Origin of the sequence: Kribbella sp. NPDC051587 (assembly GCF_044453945.1) — a bacterium.
GTDB lineage: Bacteria > Actinomycetota > Actinomycetes > Propionibacteriales > Kribbellaceae > Kribbella.
Window position 1 is genome coordinate 105,411 of sequence record NZ_JBITDE010000011.1, and the last position, 18,883, is coordinate 124,293.

General features: G+C 68.1%; 16 protein-coding genes and 1 pseudogene. 6 read left to right on the forward strand and 11 right to left on the reverse strand.

What is annotated here, in order from left to right:
• Positions 1-4: 4 nt before the first annotated feature.
• From uvrB to coaE, 6 genes are all read right to left on the reverse strand, one after another.
• The gene (gene uvrB, locus ACIA49_RS31480) at positions 5-2,110 is read right to left on the reverse strand and encodes an excinuclease ABC subunit UvrB (protein WP_396381377.1); all 2,106 of its coding nucleotides are present in this window, start codon (positions 2,108-2,110) and stop codon (positions 5-7) included.
• A gap of 47 nt (positions 2,111-2,157) precedes the next feature.
• Complete coding sequence (locus tag ACIA49_RS31485; RefSeq protein ID WP_396381379.1) at positions 2,158-2,952, reverse strand: hypothetical protein; 795 nt, start codon at positions 2,950-2,952, stop codon at positions 2,158-2,160.
• Between the two features lie 28 nt (positions 2,953-2,980).
• Positions 2,981-3,859 (reverse strand): hypothetical protein, encoded by an 879-nt coding sequence (locus ACIA49_RS31490; protein ID WP_396381380.1) that lies wholly within the window; start codon positions 3,857-3,859, stop codon positions 2,981-2,983.
• A 41-nt stretch (positions 3,860-3,900) separates the two neighbouring features.
• Complete coding sequence (locus ACIA49_RS31495; RefSeq protein WP_396381382.1) at positions 3,901-4,932, reverse strand: hypothetical protein; 1,032 nt, start codon at positions 4,930-4,932, stop codon at positions 3,901-3,903.
• Positions 4,929-6,134: a PrsW family glutamic-type intramembrane protease gene (locus tag ACIA49_RS31500; RefSeq protein ID WP_396381384.1), complete on the reverse strand. Its 1,206-nt coding sequence runs from the start codon at positions 6,132-6,134 to the stop codon at positions 4,929-4,931. Before ACIA49_RS31500 ends, ACIA49_RS31495 begins: the two co-directional genes overlap by 4 nt.
• Positions 6,135-6,215: 81 nt before the next feature.
• On the reverse strand, positions 6,216-6,824 hold the full coding sequence (gene coaE / locus ACIA49_RS31505) for a dephospho-CoA kinase (protein ID WP_396381385.1): 609 nt from the start codon (positions 6,822-6,824) through the stop codon (positions 6,216-6,218).
• A gap of 16 nt (positions 6,825-6,840) precedes the next feature.
• Between coaE and ACIA49_RS31510 the strand changes: the two genes are divergently transcribed.
• Positions 6,841-7,473 (forward strand): hypothetical protein, encoded by a 633-nt coding sequence (locus ACIA49_RS31510; RefSeq protein WP_396381387.1) that lies wholly within the window; start codon positions 6,841-6,843, stop codon positions 7,471-7,473.
• A gap of 76 nt (positions 7,474-7,549) precedes the next feature.
• Here the strand turns inward: ACIA49_RS31510 and rpsA are convergent, their stop codons facing one another.
• The 3 genes from rpsA to ACIA49_RS31525 all read right to left on the reverse strand — a co-directional run bounded on the left by rpsA (position 7,550) and on the right by ACIA49_RS31525 (position 11,071).
• Positions 7,550-9,046, reverse strand: coding sequence for a 30S ribosomal protein S1 (gene rpsA / locus ACIA49_RS31515; protein ID WP_396381388.1), 1,497 nt, complete (start codon positions 9,044-9,046; stop codon positions 7,550-7,552).
• Between the two features lie 251 nt (positions 9,047-9,297).
• Positions 9,298-10,173, reverse strand: a complete 876-nt coding sequence (locus ACIA49_RS31520) for a phosphotransferase family protein (protein WP_396381390.1) — start codon at positions 10,171-10,173, stop codon at positions 9,298-9,300.
• Between the two features lie 22 nt (positions 10,174-10,195).
• Entirely contained in the window at positions 10,196-11,071 is an 876-nt protein-coding gene (locus ACIA49_RS31525; protein WP_396381391.1) for an SGNH/GDSL hydrolase family protein, read from the reverse strand.
• A 131-nt stretch (positions 11,072-11,202) separates the two neighbouring features.
• Here ACIA49_RS31525 and ACIA49_RS31530 point away from each other — a divergent pair, with 131 nt between their 5' ends.
• From ACIA49_RS31530 to ACIA49_RS31545, 4 genes are read left to right on the forward strand one after another with little or no spacing between them, the layout of a single operon-like run.
• Entirely contained in the window at positions 11,203-11,769 is a 567-nt protein-coding gene (locus ACIA49_RS31530) for a TetR/AcrR family transcriptional regulator (protein WP_396381393.1), read from the forward strand.
• On the forward strand, positions 11,766-12,281 hold the full coding sequence (locus ACIA49_RS31535) for an SRPBCC family protein (RefSeq protein WP_396381394.1): 516 nt from the start codon (positions 11,766-11,768) through the stop codon (positions 12,279-12,281). The genes ACIA49_RS31530 and ACIA49_RS31535 overlap by 4 nt, the downstream gene beginning before the upstream one ends.
• Before the next feature lie 9 nt (positions 12,282-12,290).
• Positions 12,291-13,091 (forward strand): class I SAM-dependent methyltransferase, encoded by an 801-nt coding sequence (locus tag ACIA49_RS31540; RefSeq protein ID WP_396381395.1) that lies wholly within the window; start codon positions 12,291-12,293, stop codon positions 13,089-13,091.
• The gene (locus ACIA49_RS31545; RefSeq protein WP_396381397.1) at positions 13,088-14,251 is read left to right on the forward strand and encodes an acyltransferase family protein; all 1,164 of its coding nucleotides are present in this window, start codon (positions 13,088-13,090) and stop codon (positions 14,249-14,251) included. The genes ACIA49_RS31540 and ACIA49_RS31545 overlap by 4 nt, the downstream gene beginning before the upstream one ends.
• Before the next feature lie 1,129 nt (positions 14,252-15,380).
• On the opposite strand, the pseudogene ACIA49_RS31550 reads toward ACIA49_RS31545, so the two are convergent.
• Positions 15,381-16,637 (reverse strand): annotated as a pseudogene (locus tag ACIA49_RS31550) (alpha-(1->3)-arabinofuranosyltransferase family protein); the annotation flags it as partial.
• A gap of 85 nt (positions 16,638-16,722) precedes the next feature.
• Between ACIA49_RS31550 and ACIA49_RS31555 the strand changes: the two are divergent.
• Positions 16,723-17,979 carry a polysaccharide biosynthesis protein gene (locus tag ACIA49_RS31555; protein WP_396381399.1) on the forward strand — a complete coding sequence of 419 codons (1,257 nt, stop codon included), beginning with the start codon at positions 16,723-16,725 and terminating at the stop codon, positions 17,977-17,979.
• Here the strand turns inward: ACIA49_RS31555 and ACIA49_RS31560 are convergent.
• Positions 17,909-18,883 carry an ABC transporter permease gene (locus ACIA49_RS31560; RefSeq protein ID WP_396381400.1) on the reverse strand — a complete coding sequence of 325 codons (975 nt, stop codon included), beginning with the start codon at positions 18,881-18,883 and terminating at the stop codon, positions 17,909-17,911. The genes ACIA49_RS31555 and ACIA49_RS31560 overlap by 71 nt on opposite strands.

The following is an 18,883-nucleotide window of genomic DNA, read 5'->3' on the forward strand; positions in this document are numbered from 1 at the left end:
CGCGCTACTTGGCGCCGGCGTTGGTCATCTGGCGGAGCTCCTTCTTGAGTTCGGAGATTTCGTCGCGGTAGCGGGCGGCCACCTCGAACTGGAGCTCGGCCGCCGCGTTGTGCATCTGGTCGGTGAGCTGCTGGATGAGGTCGGCGAGGTCGGACGACGGCAGGCCGCCGGCCAGCTCCTTGGCCTTCTCGCCGGCGCGGGCCTTGCCGCCGCCGGGGACCGGGGCCTTGCCGCGGGACTGGGTGCGGCCGGAGCCGAGCAGTTCGGCGGTGTCGGCGTCCTCGCGGGCGAGCATGTCGGTGATGTCGGCGATCTTCTTCCGCAGCGGCTGCGGGTCGACGCCCTTCTCCAGGTTGTACGCGATCTGTTTGGTCCGGCGGCGGTTGGTCTCGTCGATCGCCTGTTCCATCGACGGGGTGATCTTGTCGGCGTACATGAAGACCTGGCCGGAGACGTTGCGGGCCGCCCGGCCGATGGTCTGGATCAGCGACCGGCCGGAGCGCAGGAAGCCTTCCTTGTCCGCGTCGAGGATCGCGACCAGCGACACCTCGGGCAGGTCGAGGCCCTCCCGCAGCAGGTTGATACCGACGAGGACGTCGTACTCCCCCATCCGGAGCTCGCGCAGCAGCTCGACGCGGCGCAGGGTGTCGACCTCGCTGTGCAGATACCTGGTCCGGATGCCCATCTCCAGCAGGTAGTCGGTCAGGTCCTCCGACATCTTCTTGGTCAGCGTGGTGACGAGCACGCGCTCGTCGCGCTCGACGCGGCCGCGGATCTCGTGGATCAGGTCGTCGATCTGGCCCTTGGTCGGCTTCACGATGACCTCGGGGTCGATCAGGCCGGTCGGGCGGATGATCTGCTCGACGAACCCGTCGGACTTGTCCTGCTCGTACTGCCCCGGGGTCGCGGACAGGTAGACCGTCTGGCCGATCCGCTCGAGGAACTCCTCCCAGCGCAGCGGCCGGTTGTCCATCGCCGACGGCAGCCGGAACCCGTGCTCGACCAGCGTCCGCTTGCGCGACATGTCGCCCTCGTACATCCCGCCGATCTGCGGGACCGTCACGTGCGACTCGTCGATGACGAGCAGGAAGTCCTCGGGGAAGTAGTCGAGCAGGCAGTGCGGGGCCGTCCCGGCCTCGCGGCCGTCGGTGTGCCGGGAGTAGTTCTCGATCCCGGAGCAGGTGCCGATCTGGCGCATCATCTCGATGTCGTACGTCGTCCGCATCCGCAGCCGCTGTGCCTCCAGCAACTGACCACCGCGCTCGAGCTCGGCCAGCCGGTCGGCCAGCTCGGCCTCGATCGAGGTGATCGCGCGCTCCATCTTCTCGGGCGCGGTCACGTAGTGCGTCGCGGCGCCGATGTAGAGCTCGTCCTCCTCGCTCAGCACCTCACCGGTGAGCGGGTGCAGCGTCATCAGCCGCTCGATCTCGTCACCGAAGAACTCCACCCGGACGGCGAGCTCCTGGTAGACGGGGAAGACCTCGAGCGTGTCGCCGCGGACCCGGAAGGTGCCGCGGGTGCCGGCCAGGTCGTTGCGCGCGTACTGCACGCCGACCAGTTTGCGGAGCAGACCGTCGCGGTCCATCTCGTCGCCGACCTTCACGTGGATCATGCGGTTCAGGTACTCGTCGGCCGAACCCAGACCGTAGATACAGGAGACGGTCGCCACCACGACCACGTCGCGGCGGGTCAGCAGCGACCAGGTCGCCGAGTGCCGCAGCCGCTCGACCTCCTCGTTGATCGAGGAGTCCTTCTCGATGTAGGTGTCCGTCTGCGGGACATACGCCTCGGGCTGGTAGTAGTCGTAGTACGAGACGAAGTACTCGACGGCGTTCCCGGGGAAGAAGTGCCGCAGCTCGGTCGCGAACTGCGCCGCCAGCGTCTTGTTCGGCTGCAGGATCAGCATCGGGCGCTGGATCTTCTCGGCCAGCCAGGCGATCGTGGCCGTCTTGCCGGTACCGGTCGCACCGAGCAGCACCACGTCCTGCTCGCCGGCGTTGATCCGCCGCTCGAGGTCCGCGATCGCGGCCGGCTGGTCACCGGCCGGATCGAAATCGGACACCACCTTGAGCGGCGCCACCATCCGCTGGAGATCTGTTACCTGTCGCATGTCACCAACCGTACGTGGCGGCACCGACAAAACGATGAAACCGCAGGTCAGAAACTCTTTTCGACGCTGTCGTTCATCGACTTGAGGTTGTCCTTGCGGCGCTCGTAGACCCGCGTCTCCAGCCCCACGTCGGTCGCCGTGATCCGGTCCCACTTGTCCGAGTACGCCGTGACGAAGCCCTGGTAGTCGATCAGCCCGTTCTTGGCGGTCTTGATCTTGGCGGTGTAGTTCAGCCGGTAGCAGGCCTTGATCGCGGTGTTGGCCGGCTTGCACTCCTCGCCCTTGCCGATCACCACGTTCTGCATCCCGTTCGACTCGATGTCGACCAGGTGCTCGGCGAACCCCTTCGCGTCGTACAGCTCGGTCTGGCGGACCCAGAAGTACCCGTCGATCAGGCCGCGCACGTTGAACTGCTGCAGGATGTAGTTCTGCCCGGACTTCGACCTCGGGTCCGGCAGCCAGCCCTTGGCCGGGGTGAACCAGATCCCGCGGCCGACCTCGACGCCGACGTCGTTCGGCCCCTTGGAGTCGTCCGGCTTGGAACCGGCCGGCGGCGTGTACATGGTGCCCGGCGCGTCCGGGGTCTGGACGGCGGCCGGCTGGTCCTCGTCGCCACCGCCGGTCACCAGCAGGACAACGCCGACAGCGACCAGTACGACGGCCAGGGCCGCGGCACCGATGATGATGAACTGCGAGCGGTTCGACTTGGCGGGCCGGCCCTGCGGACGGTTCGGTCCGGGTCCCCAGCCGCCAGGCCCGGTGGGCGTCCCGGGACCGGATCCCCAGCCACCGGGTGCGGCGGCCGGCGGCGGGCCGGGCGGCGGTCCGTACTGCTGACTCATAGCTTTTCCTCGTGGTGTCGGGGGTTCGTCACAGGCTGTCGAGAACCGACGTCTTCATCTGGGCGCCGTCCGCTTCGGCCTTCGGCGCGAAGTCGACCCGGGTCCGGAAGTCCACCGCGGTGGCCACCTTGTCCTTGCGCACGTAGACCTCCACGTAGCCCTGGACCGCGACGTCCTGTCCCTTGTCGTCCTTGGCGGTGGAGGTGTAGCTCATCGCGATGCACTCCTCCAGGACGTCCTTGGGGCACGGCAGGTTCCGTTCGTCGCCGAGTTTGGCGATCTCGTTCTCGGTCTCGCCCTCGATGATCGCGAGCAGATAGGCCTTCGCCCCGACGTTCTGCTTCTGCCGGACCCAGAAGAACGCCCGCGGCTTGCCGTCGGGTGCGTAGGTGACGAGCTCCTTGCCCTGCTTCTCGGTCTCCAGCACGCTCCAGCCCGGCACCGGTACGACGGACACTCCGAACTCGACCGGGATCGCACCGGCCGGCGGCGTGTACGGCGTGGTCGGCGTCGCGCTCGGCGTGGCCGGACCGGGGCCCGGGTCCGCCTTGTCGCCGTCACCACCGGACAGCAGCACCAGCGCGACCGCGACCATCACGACCACGATCAGCCCGGCACCGATCGGCAGCAGCAGCGGTGGGATCCGCGGCCGCTTCTTCTCCGGCGGCGGGCGGCGCAGCGACGGCGGCCCGACCTTGTCACCCCAGGCCGACGACGTCTCGGTCGCCGGGCCGGGACCACCAGGTACAGCGGGAGCGGGACCGGCCTCGGTGTCCGGAACCTTGTCACCGGACCACGGCGACCCCGAACCGGCGGGCGCCGGTGGGACCTCGAGGTTCCACGGGGACGGCGGCAGCGCCGGAGCCGGCGCTGCCTCGGTGTCGTCGCCGGGGCCGGGTTTACTCACCCACGGGTTGCTGTCCCCGGCCCCCTTGTCACGTTTCCCGGTCACTGGCTCTTGAGCACCGACTGCAGCATCGCGGTGCTGTCCGGGTCCAGGGTCGCCAGCTTGTCCTTGCGGCCGTAGACCCGGATCAGCGTGATGACGCCGTCGTTGCGCTCGATCACGCCGACGAAGCCGACGATCTGAGTGCTGCCCTGCTGGCCGACCGACACACCGGAGTAGGCCTGGCTCAGCAGCACCTTGACCGGCGTCTTGTCGCCGGAGCCCGGCGTCAGCGTCTTGATCTCCTTCTTCTGCAGCGAGGTCAGGTTCTTGGTCTCGGCCGTGAACAGCTTCGGCAGCACGTTCTCGGCGTTCTCACCGGGAGCGGCCTTGAAGACCTGGGTCATGAAGTAGCCCTCACCCGACTTGAGCAGGTAGACGCCCTTGAAGTCCTGCAGCTCCTTGCGGATGTAGCCCGAGGCCGGCTTCACGAAGACGCCCTCACCGACCTCGATGCCCTCGTCGACGTTGGTCGGCTGGCTGTTGTCGCCGCCACCACCGGGGGTCGGCGGAGTCGGCTGAACCTGCTTGTCGTCACCGCCGCCGAAGATCAGTGCCAGCACGATGCCGATCACCGCGACCACGACCAGACCACCACCGGCCAGGTAGAGGATCTTGGCGTTGAGCTTGCCGCGCGGAGGCTGGCCGCCGTACTGCGGCTGGCCCGGGTACCCCTGCTGGGGGAACTGTTGCTGCTGTCCTGGGTAACCACCCTGCTGCGGCGGGTACTGCTGCTGGCCGTAGCCAGGCGGCGGTCCCTGCGGCGGCTGCTGCCCGTACGGCGGTTGTCCGGGCTGCTGCCCGTATCCCGGCTGACCCTGCGGCGGTCCGTAACCAGGCGGCGGCCCCTGCGGCGGGCGGCCCTGAGGAGGCGGTCCCTGCGGGGGCGGACCGTAGCCAGGGGGCGGCCCATACCCGGGCGGCGGTCCCTGCGGCGGTGGTCCCTGCGGAGGCGGGCCGTAACCAGGCGGCGGCCCCTGCGGCGGCTGACCCTGCGGAGGCTGCTGGCCGTACGGAGGTTGCTGGTTGCTCATGCCTGCGTCTCCCCAGTCGTCGCGTCGTACCCGCTCGCCGTCGCCGGTGCCGTCACACCGCGGGCCGACTTCGGCACCGAGCGGACGGAGTTGCCACAGGCGGAGCAGAAGTCCGAGTGCGGCAGCAGCGGCATCTCACAGCGCGAGCAGAAGGCCTGGTCGCCGGAGGCGTGGTTGGAGCCACCGCGAGCGGCGGACTCCAGCGCGGCCTCGAGCAGGCCCTTGTGCAGCACGGTGCGGACCCGGATGATCAGCGCGCCCAGCAGCAACAGGCCCCAGACGACACCGAGCACGGCGCCGATGGTCGAGCCGTGACCGCCGACGAAGCCGAGCAGGTAGACACCGCCCTGGAACAGCACATTCACCACGATGGCCTGGAGCAGGCCCATCACCCAGCGCGGCGTGAAGCCGTCGTACCCGGCACCGAGTCCGGAGAACTCCGCGCCCGCGAGACCGGTGGCCGAGCCGTAGATCAGCGGCTTGATGAAACCGTGCAGGACCACGATCGAGATCCACGTGCCGGCGCTGCTGCCCGGACCGGCGAAACCGCCGCTGATCCAGCCCCAGTGCAGGACGAGCGTCTCGAAGCAGGCGTACCCGACGCCGGCCACGACACCGAAGGTGAAGCCGTCCATCAGGTCGTCGTAGCGCGGCCGCGAGGCCAGGTACAGCGGGCCGATCTGGCGGATCAGCTCCGAGACGACCGGGAGCAGCAGGAGCAGGATCAGCAGGTCGCGTCCGGACGGGCCGACGTCGTTCGCGCCGATCGTGTCGGTGGACAGCGAGATCTTGTCCGACCACAACCAGGTGAAGACGGCCGCCAGTACGCCGGTCAGCACGAAGGCCGCCGCGACCACCGGGATCGGCTCGTCCTCCCACAGGTTCACGTCGTACAGGTAGAGGATGTAGACGATCGGGATCGAGAACGCGGCCACCATGATCGCGACCGGCAGCGCGCCGAGCGCGGCGGTGATGATCGTCAGCAGCAGCGCGACCCCGAGCGCGACTTTGTACGTGTAGGGCTGCTTGCCCGAGCCCTGCGGCATGATCGTGGAGACGAGTTTGAACGACGCCACCGGCTCATCCGGCCGCGCCGCGTACGCGTTCTTCCGCTCCGTGTCCCCCGACCGCAGGTCGTTGCCACAGTGGTGGCAGTACCGCGAGACCTCGGGGACGTCAGAGTTACAGCGCGGACACACCACGCCATCCTCCCTACATCGGGTGTTTGGACCGCACAGATTCTCTTACAGCAGGTCCCGGATTCATCATTTACCGCGCAGGGGTCACGCTTTCGTTGTGGGACCGTGCCCTCGCAACGTGGCCCACACCTCATCGATGCGCTCCTCCAGCTCGGCCGGCGTCCCCGAGTTGTCGACCACGATGTCGGCGACCGCCAGCCGCTGCTCGCGGGTCGCCTGACTGGCGATCCGTTGCCGGGCTTCATCCGCAGCCATCTTTCGTTGCTGCGTCAGCCTTTCCAGCTGAACGTTTGCCGGTACGTCGACCACCAGCACCACGTCGAACTTGTCCGCCTGGCCGGTCTCGACCAGCAACGGGATGTCGTGCACGACGATCGCGTCGTCCGGCGCCGACGCCTCGATCTCGGCGGCGCGAGCCCGCACCCGTGGATGAATGACCGCCTCGAGCCGCTTGCGCGCGGCGGCGTCGCCGAACACGATCCGCCCGACCGCCGACCGATCCATCTCGCCTTCTGCGGTCAGCACCTCGGGACCGAACGCCGCCACCACTTCGGCCAGCCCCTCGGTCCCCTTGGCGACCACCTCGCGCGCCAGGACGTCGGAGTCGATCACGATCGCACCTCGCGCCGCCAGCCGCGACGACACCGCACTCTTGCCGGCGCCGATTCCGCCGGTCAGTCCCACTCGTAGCACGGATCTACTATGTCTTATGGGGTGGAGGAAGAAACGCCAGGACCTGCGCGAGCTGCAGCACGTCCAGTTGATGGCCGAAGAGGACACGATCGTGTTCGGCGAGGAGCTGACCCGCTTCGGTGACGCTCATGAACTCGATGCCGACGCCCGGCACGACTACCAGACCGCGCTCGACGCCTACGAGAGCGCCAAGCGGATCGTCGACAAACTGCAGTCCGTCGAGTCGATCAGTGCGGTGATCGACACACTCACCGCCGGCAGGTACGCGTTGGCTTGTGCCCGCGCCCGGGTCGACGGCTCAGCACTGCCAGAACGCCGTACGCCGTGCTTCTTCAACCCGCAGCACGGACCCGCCAGCGTGGACGTGGTGTGGACGCCGCGCAGCGGCCCGACCCGGCGGGTGCCGGCCTGCGCCCAGGACGCCGCGCGGATCAAGGCCGGCGAGGATCCGCCGGTGCGGATGGTCCGGTACGGCGAACAGCAGGTGCCGGCGTGGGAAGCGGGTGCGCCGAACGAGCCGTACCGGATCGGGTTCTTCACCGGTAGCGGTGCCCGCGCGGTGGTCGTCGAGCTGAAGACCCGGATGAAGGGTGAGGGCGGCGGCACCTGGGGCAACGGCTTCCGCGACTCCAAACGCCGCGGCCCCTGAACAGTGTTGGTCCAGAACGTGCGGAACCCCCGCACCCCAAGGGATGCGGGGGTTCCGAGCACTACCGGGTAGGGACTCAGCCCTGGCCCGTCAGCTTCTCGCGGAGAGCCTGCAGGGCCTCGTCGGAAGCGAGCGCACCCTCGGCGGGGGCGTCGTCCTTCGGGGCCGAGGAGGTGCCGCCGCCGGTGGCGGAGGAGTACGTGGAGGCCTCGCCGGCCTCGACGTCCGCCGTCTTGGCGTCCTCGATCTGCTTCTTGTGGGCCTCCCAGCGCGTGTGGGCCTCGGCGTACTGCCGCTCCCACTCCTCACGCTGAGCATCGAAGCCCTCGAGCCACTCGCCCGTCTCCGGGTCGAAGCCGTCGGGGTAGATGTAGTTGCCCTGCTCGTCGTACGTCGCCGCCATGCCGTACAGCGTGGGGTCGAAGTCGTCGGAGACCGGGTCGACACCCTCGTTGGCCTGCTTCAGCGACAGCGAGATCCGGCGACGCTCGAGATCGATGTCGATGATCTTGACCATCACGTCGTCGTTGACCTGGACGACCTGCTCCGGGATCTCGACGTGACGCTCGGCCAGCTCGGAGATGTGCACCAGACCCTCGATGCCCTCCTCCACGCGGACGAACGCACCGAACGGCACCAGCTTGGTGACCTTACCCGGGACGATCTGGCCCATCTGGTGGGTCCGGGCGAACTGCTGCCACGGGTCTTCCTGGGTCGCCTTCAGCGACAGCGAGACGCGCTCGCGGTCCATGTCGACGTCCAGCACCTCGACGGTGACCTCCTGGCCGACCTCGACGACCTCGGTCGGGTGGTCGATGTGCTTCCAGGACAGCTCCGAGACGTGCACCAGACCGTCGACGCCGCCGAGGTCCACGAACGCACCGAAGTTGACGATCGAGGAGACGACACCCTTGCGGATCTGGCCCTTCTGCAGCTGGGTGAGGAAGTTCATCCGCACCTCGGACTGCGTCTGCTCCAGCCACGCCCGGCGCGACAGGACCACGTTGTTGCGGTTCTTGTCGAGCTCGATGATCTTGGCCTCGATCTCCTGGCCGACGTACGGCTGGAGGTCGCGGACCCGGCGCATCTCGACGAGCGAGGCCGGCAGGAAGCCACGGAGGCCGATGTCCAGGATGAGTCCACCCTTGACGACCTCGATGACGGTACCGGTGACGACGCCGTCCTCTTCCTTGATCTTCTCGATCGTGCCCCAGGCCTTCTCGTACTGGGCGCGCTTCTTCGACAGGATCAGGCGGCCTTCTTTGTCCTCCTTCTGGAGAACCAGGGCCTCGACGTGGTCGCCGACGTTGACGACCTCGTTCGGGTCGACGTCGTGCTTGATCGACAGCTCGCGGGAGGGGATCACGCCTTCGGTCTTGTAACCGATGTCGAGGAGAACCTCGTCCCGGTCGACCTTGACGATGGTGCCCTCAACGATGTCGCCGTCGTTGAAGTACTTGATGGTCTGATCGATCGCCGCGAGGAAGTCTTCCTCCGACCCGATGTCATTGACCGCTACCTGCGGGGTGGTGCGAACTGCGGGGTCGAGAGGTGCCTCGATGCTGGCCGTCATGTGGTGGGTTGCTCCGTGGACTGGTGGTCTCGTCAGGTTGCGTCATGAGCCGTTGGATCGCACCACACCGCTGGACTGCCTGGAGAGCACAGATACACCACCGACAAGCTGCGAGCACGAGCCTGCTCCGTCCGAGGTCGCGCAGGCTCATAGCGCATCTCACAGAATACCGGTCTTGACGGAGGCAACACAACCTGGGGCACCCGGTCACCACCGGCCGCCCGCCGAGGTGTCCCGACGTACCGCTCAACTCAATGTACGACGTCCAGCTCCGGGCGGTCTCCGGACAGGGTCCGCGTGTCTGCCATCCGGGCAACCAGAGCCGCCGCCGCAGCGGCGACCGGGTTCTCCGTCGCCCGCGAAGCGAGGTCGAGCAGAGCCCACAGATCGGCCGCCCGACCCAGCTCGACCAGCGGCTCCGCGAGTCCCAGCTCGCTCCCCCGCAGCGCGCTCAAGACCGCGCCGGCAAGGACCGGGTCGGTCTCGAACCGCAGCAGATTGCCGAGATCGTCGTACGGCGAACCGCTGTGCGTGAACTCCCAGTCGATCAGCCCGGTGATCCGGGCGGTCTCCGGATCCACCAGCAGGTTCTTCGGATTGAAGTCGCTGTGGACGAGACAGAACCGGTTCCCCGCCCCGTCCAGCAGGTCCTCCGCCTCGGCGAACACCTCGACCAGGCCTCCCTGCACGAGGCCGAGACCGGCGGCGTACTCCTCCAGGTCGGCCTTGCCGAACGGCTCGACCGTCAGCTCGCCACCCCGGAACATGCCGGCGGTCAGGAACGGCATCCCACTCAGCCGGGCCAGCAACTCCCCCAGCTGAGTCCCGACCTTCCGGCGCTCGTCCGGCCCGGCCGTCTCCAGATAGACCTGCAGGTTCACGCCGGGCAGCCGCTCCATCAGCAGGTACGGCGGATCCTCCCACGACCCTTCGCGCTTGAGATCGAGGATCCGCGGTACCGGCAGCAGCCCGTTCACCAGTTGCAGCAGTGCCGCATCGACGACCGCGCGCCCGGGGTCCTTCACGTACAGCTTCAGGACGGCGTCCTCACCGCCCGCAGTCACCGCGAAGGTCTGTCCTTGATAGCCGCCGGTCAGCGGTACGGCGCTCGCCGCAAGCCCATCCACATGCCCGATCCTGCCAGCACCCTCAAGCCTTCGAGGGCACACCCATCGCGGCAAGAACAGTCGGTACGGCGTTCCGCAGCCCGGCCGCATTCGGGTGCAACGGGACCAGACCGTTCGTGGTCACGCTCGGGATCAGCCCCTCGATCCACCGCGTCCCGGCCGGCTTGCACATGTCGTGACCGACGCTCGGAGTCGCCAGATCGACGTACGTCGCTCCATGCGCCGCAGCCTGCTCCGCCATCCGCTTGTTCAGCCGGGTCAGCGCGGCCTGCAGGTAGTCCGCGTCCTGACTCCAGACCGGGACGACCGGCCAGCAGCCGCCCTTCCGGATCCCGGTCGGGTAGCCGACCATCAGGATCTTCGCGTGTGGTGCGCGCTGGCGGATCTGCGCGATCACCGTGCCGTAGGTCGGCGCGAACGCATCGATCTTCTGAGCCAGTTTGTCCACGCCACCAGCGGTGTTGGTCGCCTTGCAGGATGTCCCGACCCCTTGCGGCAGCAGGTTCACACAGGAGAACGCGAGACCGACCAGACCGATGTCGTTGCCGCCGATCCCGACCGAGACCACGGTGGTGTCCTCGCTGAGAGCGTCGTACTGGGGTGCTGCGGTCCCCGTGATGATGCCCGGCTGCGGGTTCGCGAAGTGCGTGGTCGTGGCACCTCCGCAGGTCACGTCGCGGAACGTCGCCGGCTGTAGGTCCTTGGCGATCAGCGACGGATAGTTGACCGCCGAGCGCGCGCAGGTGAGCAGTTCCTTGGCCGGCAGCACCAGCGAGCCGGCGGCGTACGAGTCGCCCATCGCGACGTACACCATCGGCGGCGCCGCGGCTGCTTGCAGGGGCACCAGGCCCCCGGCCAGCAGACCCATCGCCGCCACCGCTCTCAACATTCTCTTCATGCCGCCGCCTTTGACGTTAAGTGACCAGTCGGTAACAGCTCAGGTGCGGACCAGCTTGAGGAAAATTCACCTTTTCGGCAAGACCTCGGCGCCCTTTGATTTATTTACGATACTGTAGTAGCGTAAATAGCATGAGCCGAGGACGACCCCGTGACACCGCGATCGAAGGCAGGCTGCTCGCCGCCGCGGCCGAAGAACTGCGCACCGGCGGGTACGACGGCCTGTCGATCGACCGGGTCGCCGACCGGGCCGGCGTCGCCAAGACCACGCTGTACCGACGCTGGTCGTCCAAGGCCGAGCTCGTCGTCGCGCTGATCACCACCATGCGCGAGGAAGTCCCGTTCGAGCCGTCCGACGACCCGCGCGCGGACCTGACCCGGTTGGTCACCACGATCGCCGCCGGACTGGCGTCGACACCGACCAGCCTGGTCGCCGACCTGGCGGCCGCGGCCGCCCGCGATCCCCGCGTCGGCGAGAGCGTCCGCGCGCTCTGGTCGGAGCGCCATCGAGCCGTCACCGCTGTCGTCGCGAAGGCGCAGCAGGCCGGGGTGGTGCTCGACCACGTCGCACCCGCCGTGCTGGTCGACCAGCTGGTCGGCCCGCTCTACTACCGGCTCCTCGTCACCGGCGAGCCGCTCACCCCTGAATACGCCCGGACGCTCGTCGTGAGCGTCCTTGGACCTGAGGAGTCCCCATGAAGCGTCGTCTGCTGGTAGGCCTTGGCGCCTTCGTGCTGCTGCTGATCGGCTATACCACCTACACGATCGTCCGTCCCACCGTGCTGCACACCGAGCTCGAGATCGACGCCTCCCCCGACCGGGTCTGGCAGGTCCTCACCGACCGCGCGAACTATCCCGCCTGGAACCCGTTCATCGTCTCGTCGACCGGTGACCTCACCGTCGGCGCGACGATCACCAACGTGCTGCGCGACACCAAAGGCTCGGAGACCACCTTCACCCCGGAGCTGCTGGCCGTCGTACCCGACCGCGAGCTGCGCTGGATCGGCCGGATCGGGTTCGGCGGGATCTTCGACGGCGAGCACGCCTTCCGGATCGAGGCGCTGCCGGGCGGCCGGACCCGACTGGTCCAGGAGGAGACCTTCCGCGGTGCCGCCGTCCCGTTCACGGCCGGCATGCTGCACGACACGATCGAGCCACAGTTCCACGCGATGAACCGTGCGATCGCGACTCGGGCGATCGCTGCTCGGTAGGGTGACCGGGTGGTCGAGCCGCAACGTATCGAGCTGACCGAGGCCGAGAGCTCGCACGCCAGCCGCACCTACTGGGACTCCGCCGCCGCCGAGTACCTCACCGACCACGGTGACTTTCTCGGCGACGACCGGTTCATCTGGGGACCTGAGGGTGTCGACGAGGAGAGCGCCCAGCTACTCGGCCCGGTGCATGGCAAACGCATCCTCGAGGTCGGTTGCGGCGCCGCGCAGTGCTCACGCTGGTTAGTTGGCCAGGGCGCCAATGTCGTTGCCTTTGACATCTCTGTGGAGCAGCTGCGGATTTCACAGCAGCTGGATGCCCGCACCGGCACGGCTGTCCGGACCGTCGCGGCCGACGCGACCGCACTCCCCTACGCCGACAACACGTTCGACATCGTCTGCTCAGCCTTCGGCGCACTGCCCTTCGTCGCCGACGCAACCACTGCCCTGCGCGAGATCGCCCGGACCCTGAAGCCGGGCGGTCTGCTGGTCTTCTCCGTGACCCACCCGTTCCGCTGGACGATGCCGGACGACCCGTCCGCCGACGGACTGCGGATCGACAAGTCCTACTTCGACCGCACGCCGTACGTGGAGGTCGACAGCGCCGGTACGCCGGTCTACGTCGAACACCACCGGACCGTCGGCGACTGGGTTCGCGCGCTCACCGAGTCTGGGTTCGCCATCGACGACCTGTTCGAGCCCGAGTGGCCGGCCGGGCACACCCTCGTCTGGGGTGGCTGGGGTCCGTACCGCGGCCGCTTCGTTCCCGGTACGGCGATCTGGTCGGCGCGCAAGGAGTGGTCCGGATGAAGCGACGCAGGTTCCTGGCACTGGACGGTCTGCGTGTTCTGGCCGCACTGGCGATGCTCACTGCTCAGGTGGCGCTGCACAGTGACGCCGGACCGCTCAAGGGCGTGCTGTCGCGACTGGATGTCGGCGCCGCGGTCTTCTGCGCGATCTCCGGCTTCCTGCTCTACCGGCCGCACGTCGAAGCCTGGTTCGAAGAAACGCAGCCACCGTTGACCCTTCCCTACCTGCGGAACCGGGCAGTGCGGATCCTGCCGGTGCTCTGGGTGGCTGTCCTGCTGGCCGTTGTCCTGCTGCACTCCGCGGACTGGACGACGTACCTGCAGCACGCCACGCTCACGCAGGTCTACTTCGAGGGCTCAGCAGCTGAGGGCCTCACTCAGTTGTGGAGCCTGGCGGCGATCGCAGCGTTCTACGTCATCCTCCCGGCGCTGGCCAAGCTCCTGACCGGTTACGACCGGCCGACCCGGCGCAGCGTGCGCTGGCGGCTCAGCGTGCTGGCTGCGCTCACCGTGGTCGGACCTGTCTGGCTGACCATTATGAGCGCCACGCATCACCCGAATGCCGCGCTTTGGCTGCCCGGGTACATCGGCTGGTTCGCGGTCGGCATGGGACTCGCGCTGTGGCAGGTGGCTCGCAGTACCGGCCGGCTCGGCTCGTCGGCGCTCGACATCCTCACCACGATCCCTGGCACCGTCTGGGGTATCGCCGCCGCGCTTCTGCTGCTCGCCTCGACCCCACTGGCCGGTCCGTACGACCTGTCCGCCGCGAGCCCTGGACAGTCGGCGGTGAAGAGCCTTCTCTACACGGGCATCGCAGCCTGCGTGCTGTTCCCGGCCCTCGCCCCGACCGAGCGAGCTTTGCATTACCTGGGCGGCAGACCGGCGCGACTGGCCAGCAACCTCACGTACGGCGTCTTCGCCTACCAGCTGATCGCGCTGACCCTGCTCACGCGCATCAGCACGCAGTTCGTCTTCCTGTTCGTTACGACCCTGCTCGCGTCCATCGGGCTCGCTGCAGCCAGCTATTACACCATCGAGCGGCCTTTAGCTGGTGTCCGGAGCGACGCGTCCGGCGCCGGTAGAAGATCGCCATCGCCATCACCGCCAGCACTGCAAGCGAGCCAACCAGGAGACCGGCCCGATACGCCCGGTCCGGCATGAACCGTGCGTTGACCAACTGTTCCTCGCCTGCGGGCAACACCCAGCCCTGCTGCCAGCCGGCCACCCGGATCGGCGTCAGCTTGCGCCCGCTGCCGTCGTACGCGACCCAGCCCTTGCTGTAGTTCTGCGCGACGGTCAGCACCGACTGCTTCCCCGAGGCCGGGACTTCGAGCGTCAGTGCAGCCGGGTTCGACCGCCAGATGTTCACACCCTGCACCGGCGTGACGGACACGTCGCCGAAGCCGGCCTTGGTCAGCACGACCTCGGTCGGCGCCAGGCCGCCGTTCGTCAGCACGTCCAGCTGGTGCCGACCAGCCTGTAGTACGACGGGCGCCGGGTCACACGTGGTGAACGCGACCGGCCGCCGCTGCAGGAAGTCGCGCATCGTCGCGGTCACGCGAGTCATGGTCGCCGTGCCGTCCACCTGGACGACCGGTCCTGACCCGCAGGCCTCGCCGACGCGGTCGTCGAGCCGCAGCGCCTGCCGCAGCTCGTCCGCACCCACCACTCGGATCTCCGAGACCGCTACCGGCTTGGTGAAACCGATCTCAACGATCCGGGCCGTCGACTCCTCGAAGCGCACATAGCCGTCAGCATCCAGCTTGTGAGCCGTGGCCGGGCCGCCGTCGAAGCTGAGCGTGACGTCGGTGGGCGCGGTCAGCCCTGACTCAGTACGGAACTGCAGAGCACTGAGCTTCCGTGCCGATGGCAGGGTCAGGGTGAGCGTCGGCTTCCGGTCCGCGGCGTCGGCGACCCAACTGGTCGTGATGTCCTGATCGACCACCACACCCGGCCGTCCTTCCGGCGCAGCGACCGCACGGGAGGAGGCGTTGACCCCGATCGGTCCCGCCAGCAGGCGTTCGAGCGCAGGTCCGTCCTGCGGCAGCGCAGTGCCCTTCAGTTCGTACGACGCCGTCTGCGGCAGGTTCACCGTTCGCAACAGCCCACCCGGCTCGTCAGCATCCCGAGCCGAGCTCTGCTGACACACCGACCGGCTGTCCAAGTGCAGACAGGCAGACCGCCCGATCTGTGGGTTCCTGAACACCAGTGCACTCGGCTGACGCCCAGCAGCCGGTACGTCGACCCGCTCGGCCCGGCTGCCCGCCGGCTGATCCACCCCAACCTCACGACGCTGCAACCCGTCGGTCTGGATCAACGGCAGGTCGCCCTGCGCACTACTCAGGTCCGGAGCGGTGATCGCCTCCCGGTCACCGCCGAGTGCCGACAAGACGGCCGGTACGTCGCTTGTGCTCCCCTGCACCTCGATGAGCCGCGATTCGGGGATCAGCCGGGCCACGTTCGCCGTACCGACGTCGTAGATCTCCACGCTCGGGTAGGCGCCGACCGTCGTACCGAAATGGGCGACGCGCTTCAGGCCGGCCTCGCCCAGCGTCTCGTGGACCGCCGCGGCCGGAACGGCCAGGTCGTTGCGGATGATGACGTACCGGACGCCGGCGTGGACCAGGGCTTGCTGGAGCGTCTGGTCCCCCACACCAGAGGCGAGGCGACGCTCTACCTCGTCATCCAGCCACTGCGGCTTGGCCGCCGGTACGACGAGCACGTTGCCGGCGGTGTTCTGCTTACGGATCCACCCACGCCACTGCGCGCTGTCCGGGTCGGTCGTCTCGCCGCGCGGTTGGGCGAGGGCGGCGGTGCGGTCGGCGGGGGTGCCGTACTGCATGACCAGGATCAGGGGGACGAGCCACCAGACGGACACGGCGAGCACGCACCCGAGCCAGCCCACAGCCACCTTGAGCGTCCAGCGGTCCTGACGGCGAGTGAGCAACCAGACGGCCGGGAGGACGAGAGTCAGACCTGCTGCGACCGGGTCGGCGCCACCAATCAGAGCCACGGCCATGGCCGACCAGCCGACCCGCCACCAGCCGGAGCGGGCACGCGGCGTCACCAGCGGCAGCAGCACCCACGGGGCCATGGCCAGCGGCCATACCTCTACCGAGGTGATCGACATGCCGCTGAGGAGTAGCGGGCTCAGCGCGTAGAGCAGTGCGACGGCGAACCGCGTCCAGGGCACGCCGTACCGCCAGGCGTTGGCCAGCTTCCACACGCCAAGGAACGCGACGCACAGCACCACGCACCACCAGACCCGCTGGCCGATCCAGTCCGGCATCGACAGTGCGTGCGTCAGCCACTGGAACGGGCCGACCGGCCACAGGTAGCCGAAGGCTTGGCTCCGCAGCTGGCCGAGCCCGCTGTCGGGGTCCCACAGGTGCAGTGCGCCACCGAGCAACGCACCCGGATCATCGATGCGGGAACCGGGGGCGACCGGTCCCGGCGCGCGCTGAAAACAAAGTGCCGACAGCAACAGACAGCCCAGCACGAGCCTCGCTCGCCAGACCACCTGCTCGGACGTTCCTGCCTTCAGCACAGGCGGACCTTAACGGATCAGGAGCACGCAATCGCTGGGCGTGGCCATAGTGATATCGAACTCCCAGCGGCTTACGGTGGCAGCGATGAATTCCGTCACAGAGCCGAGGCACAGCTTCCTCCGGAGTGCCGCCGTGGTCGCGGTCGGCATGGCGATCATGAACGTCGCCGCCTACGGCTTCACGCTGATCGGGACGCACCGCCTGGTCCCGGAGCAGTTCGGCGCGATCACCGCGCTGTTGGGGCTGCTGCTGATCGGCAACGTCGCCTCGCTCGGACTGCAGGCCACCGGTGCCCGCCGCCTCGCCACTCAGAGCGACGACGGTTCGCTGGCACACGCCATGCTGCAGGCCGGCCGCCGTACCGCCGCTGGCCTCACTGTGGTCTGTCTGCTCGCCACACCGCTGATCATGTGGCTGCTGCACATCGACTCGGTCCTCGCGGTCCTGCTGCTGGCGCCGACGCTCGCCGGGCTGACGCTGATGGGCTCACAGCTCGGAGTGCTCCAGGGCAGCCAGCGCTGGACCGAACTGGCCGCGGTGTACACGTCCGTCGGGCTCGGACGACTCGCGTTCGGTGGCGGTGCGCTGTTCATCCACCCCTCGCTGGACTCGGCCATGATCGGCCTCGCGCTCGGCGCCGTCGTACCGCCCGTTCTGGGCAGTGTCTTCCTGCGTGGAGCAAGCGGCGGCACGCCTGCGGCCGTCAAGAGCCTCCTCCTGGAGACTGCGCACGGCACGCACACGCTGCTCGCGTTCTTCGTGATCGCGAACGCGGACGTGCTGCTGGCCCGCGGCCTGCTCGACGGGACGCACAGTGGTTACTACGCCGCCGGTGTGATCGTGGCGAAGGCCTGTCTGTTCCTCCCACAGTTCGTCATCGTGATCGTATTCCCGTCCCTGGCCAACTCCCCCGGCGACACCGCCAAGCTCCGGCGCGCGATCCTCGCGGTGGCCGGCCTCGGCGTCTGCACGGTGCTGGGCACCCTCGTGCTGCCTGACCTGGTCGTGAAGGTCATCGGTGGGCCGGAGAAGTACGGATCGCTCGGTCCCTACACCTGGCTGTTCGCGATCGCGGGCTCGGCGTACGCCGTACTGCAGATGGTCGTGTACGCCGCCATCGCGCAGCAGGAGAAGCGCGCGGCCCTGGTGATCTGGGCCGGGCTGGTCGTGCTCGCGGCCACTGCCGTCATCGTCCTCGGCGACGGCATGGCCGGAGTCAAGACATTGGTCGCCCTGACCAGCGGTTGCGCTCTCCTGCTGTCGGCGCTGCTTACCAGAGGCTTGACTTTGCGAACTTCCGCGCCAGCGTATTCGCCAGCACCAGCAGAACCAGACCGATGACCGAGCGGAACAGCCCGATCGCCGCGGCGTAGCTGAACTGCGGGACCTGCGAGGCGAAGCCGAGTTTGTAGACGTAGGTGTCGAGTACTTCCGAGGTCTGCAGGTTCAGCGTGTTCTGCAGCAGCAGGACTTTCTCGAAGCCGGCGGTCATGATCGTGCCGATGTTGAGGATCATCAGGATCACCGCGACCGGACGGATCGCCGGGAGGTCGATGTGCCAGACGCGGCGCAACCGGGAGGCGCCGTCGACGATCGCGGCCTCGTGCAGCTCCGGCGAGACGCTGGTCAGCGCGGCGAGGTAGATGATCGCCGAGAAGCCCATCGTCTGCCAGGAGCTGGACCAGACGTAGAGGTGCCGGAAGTAGTCCGGATTGTTCAGTACGTCGATCGGCCCGGCCCCGAACAGCGCGAGGAACTGGTTCAGTACGCCGGTGTTCGGGTCGACGAGGACCACGATGATGCCGACCACGACCACCGTGGAGATGAAGTGCGGGGCGTAGGTGATCAGCTGCACCGACCGGCGGTACCACTTCCGCCGCGCCATGTTCAGCCCGAGCGCCAGCAGGATCGGCGGCCAGAACGTCGCGAACAGCTCGTAGACCTGCAGCACCAGCGTGTTCTTGATCAGCCGCCCGAACTGGTACGACTCCACGAACCGCTCGAAGTGCTTCAGCCCGACCCACCGGCTGCCCAGGATCCCGTCGACCACGTTGTAGTCCTTGAACGCGATGATCGCGCCGTACATCGGCCAGTAGGCGAAGATCGCCAGCCAGATCAGCGGGACGGCGAGCATCGCGTAGAGCTGCCAGTTGCGTCGCATCCGGGTGCCCAGACCGACCGCCTGCTTGGCTTTGCGGACTCCGGGGCGCGCGGGGGTACGTCGTACCAAGGTGTCGGTAGCCAT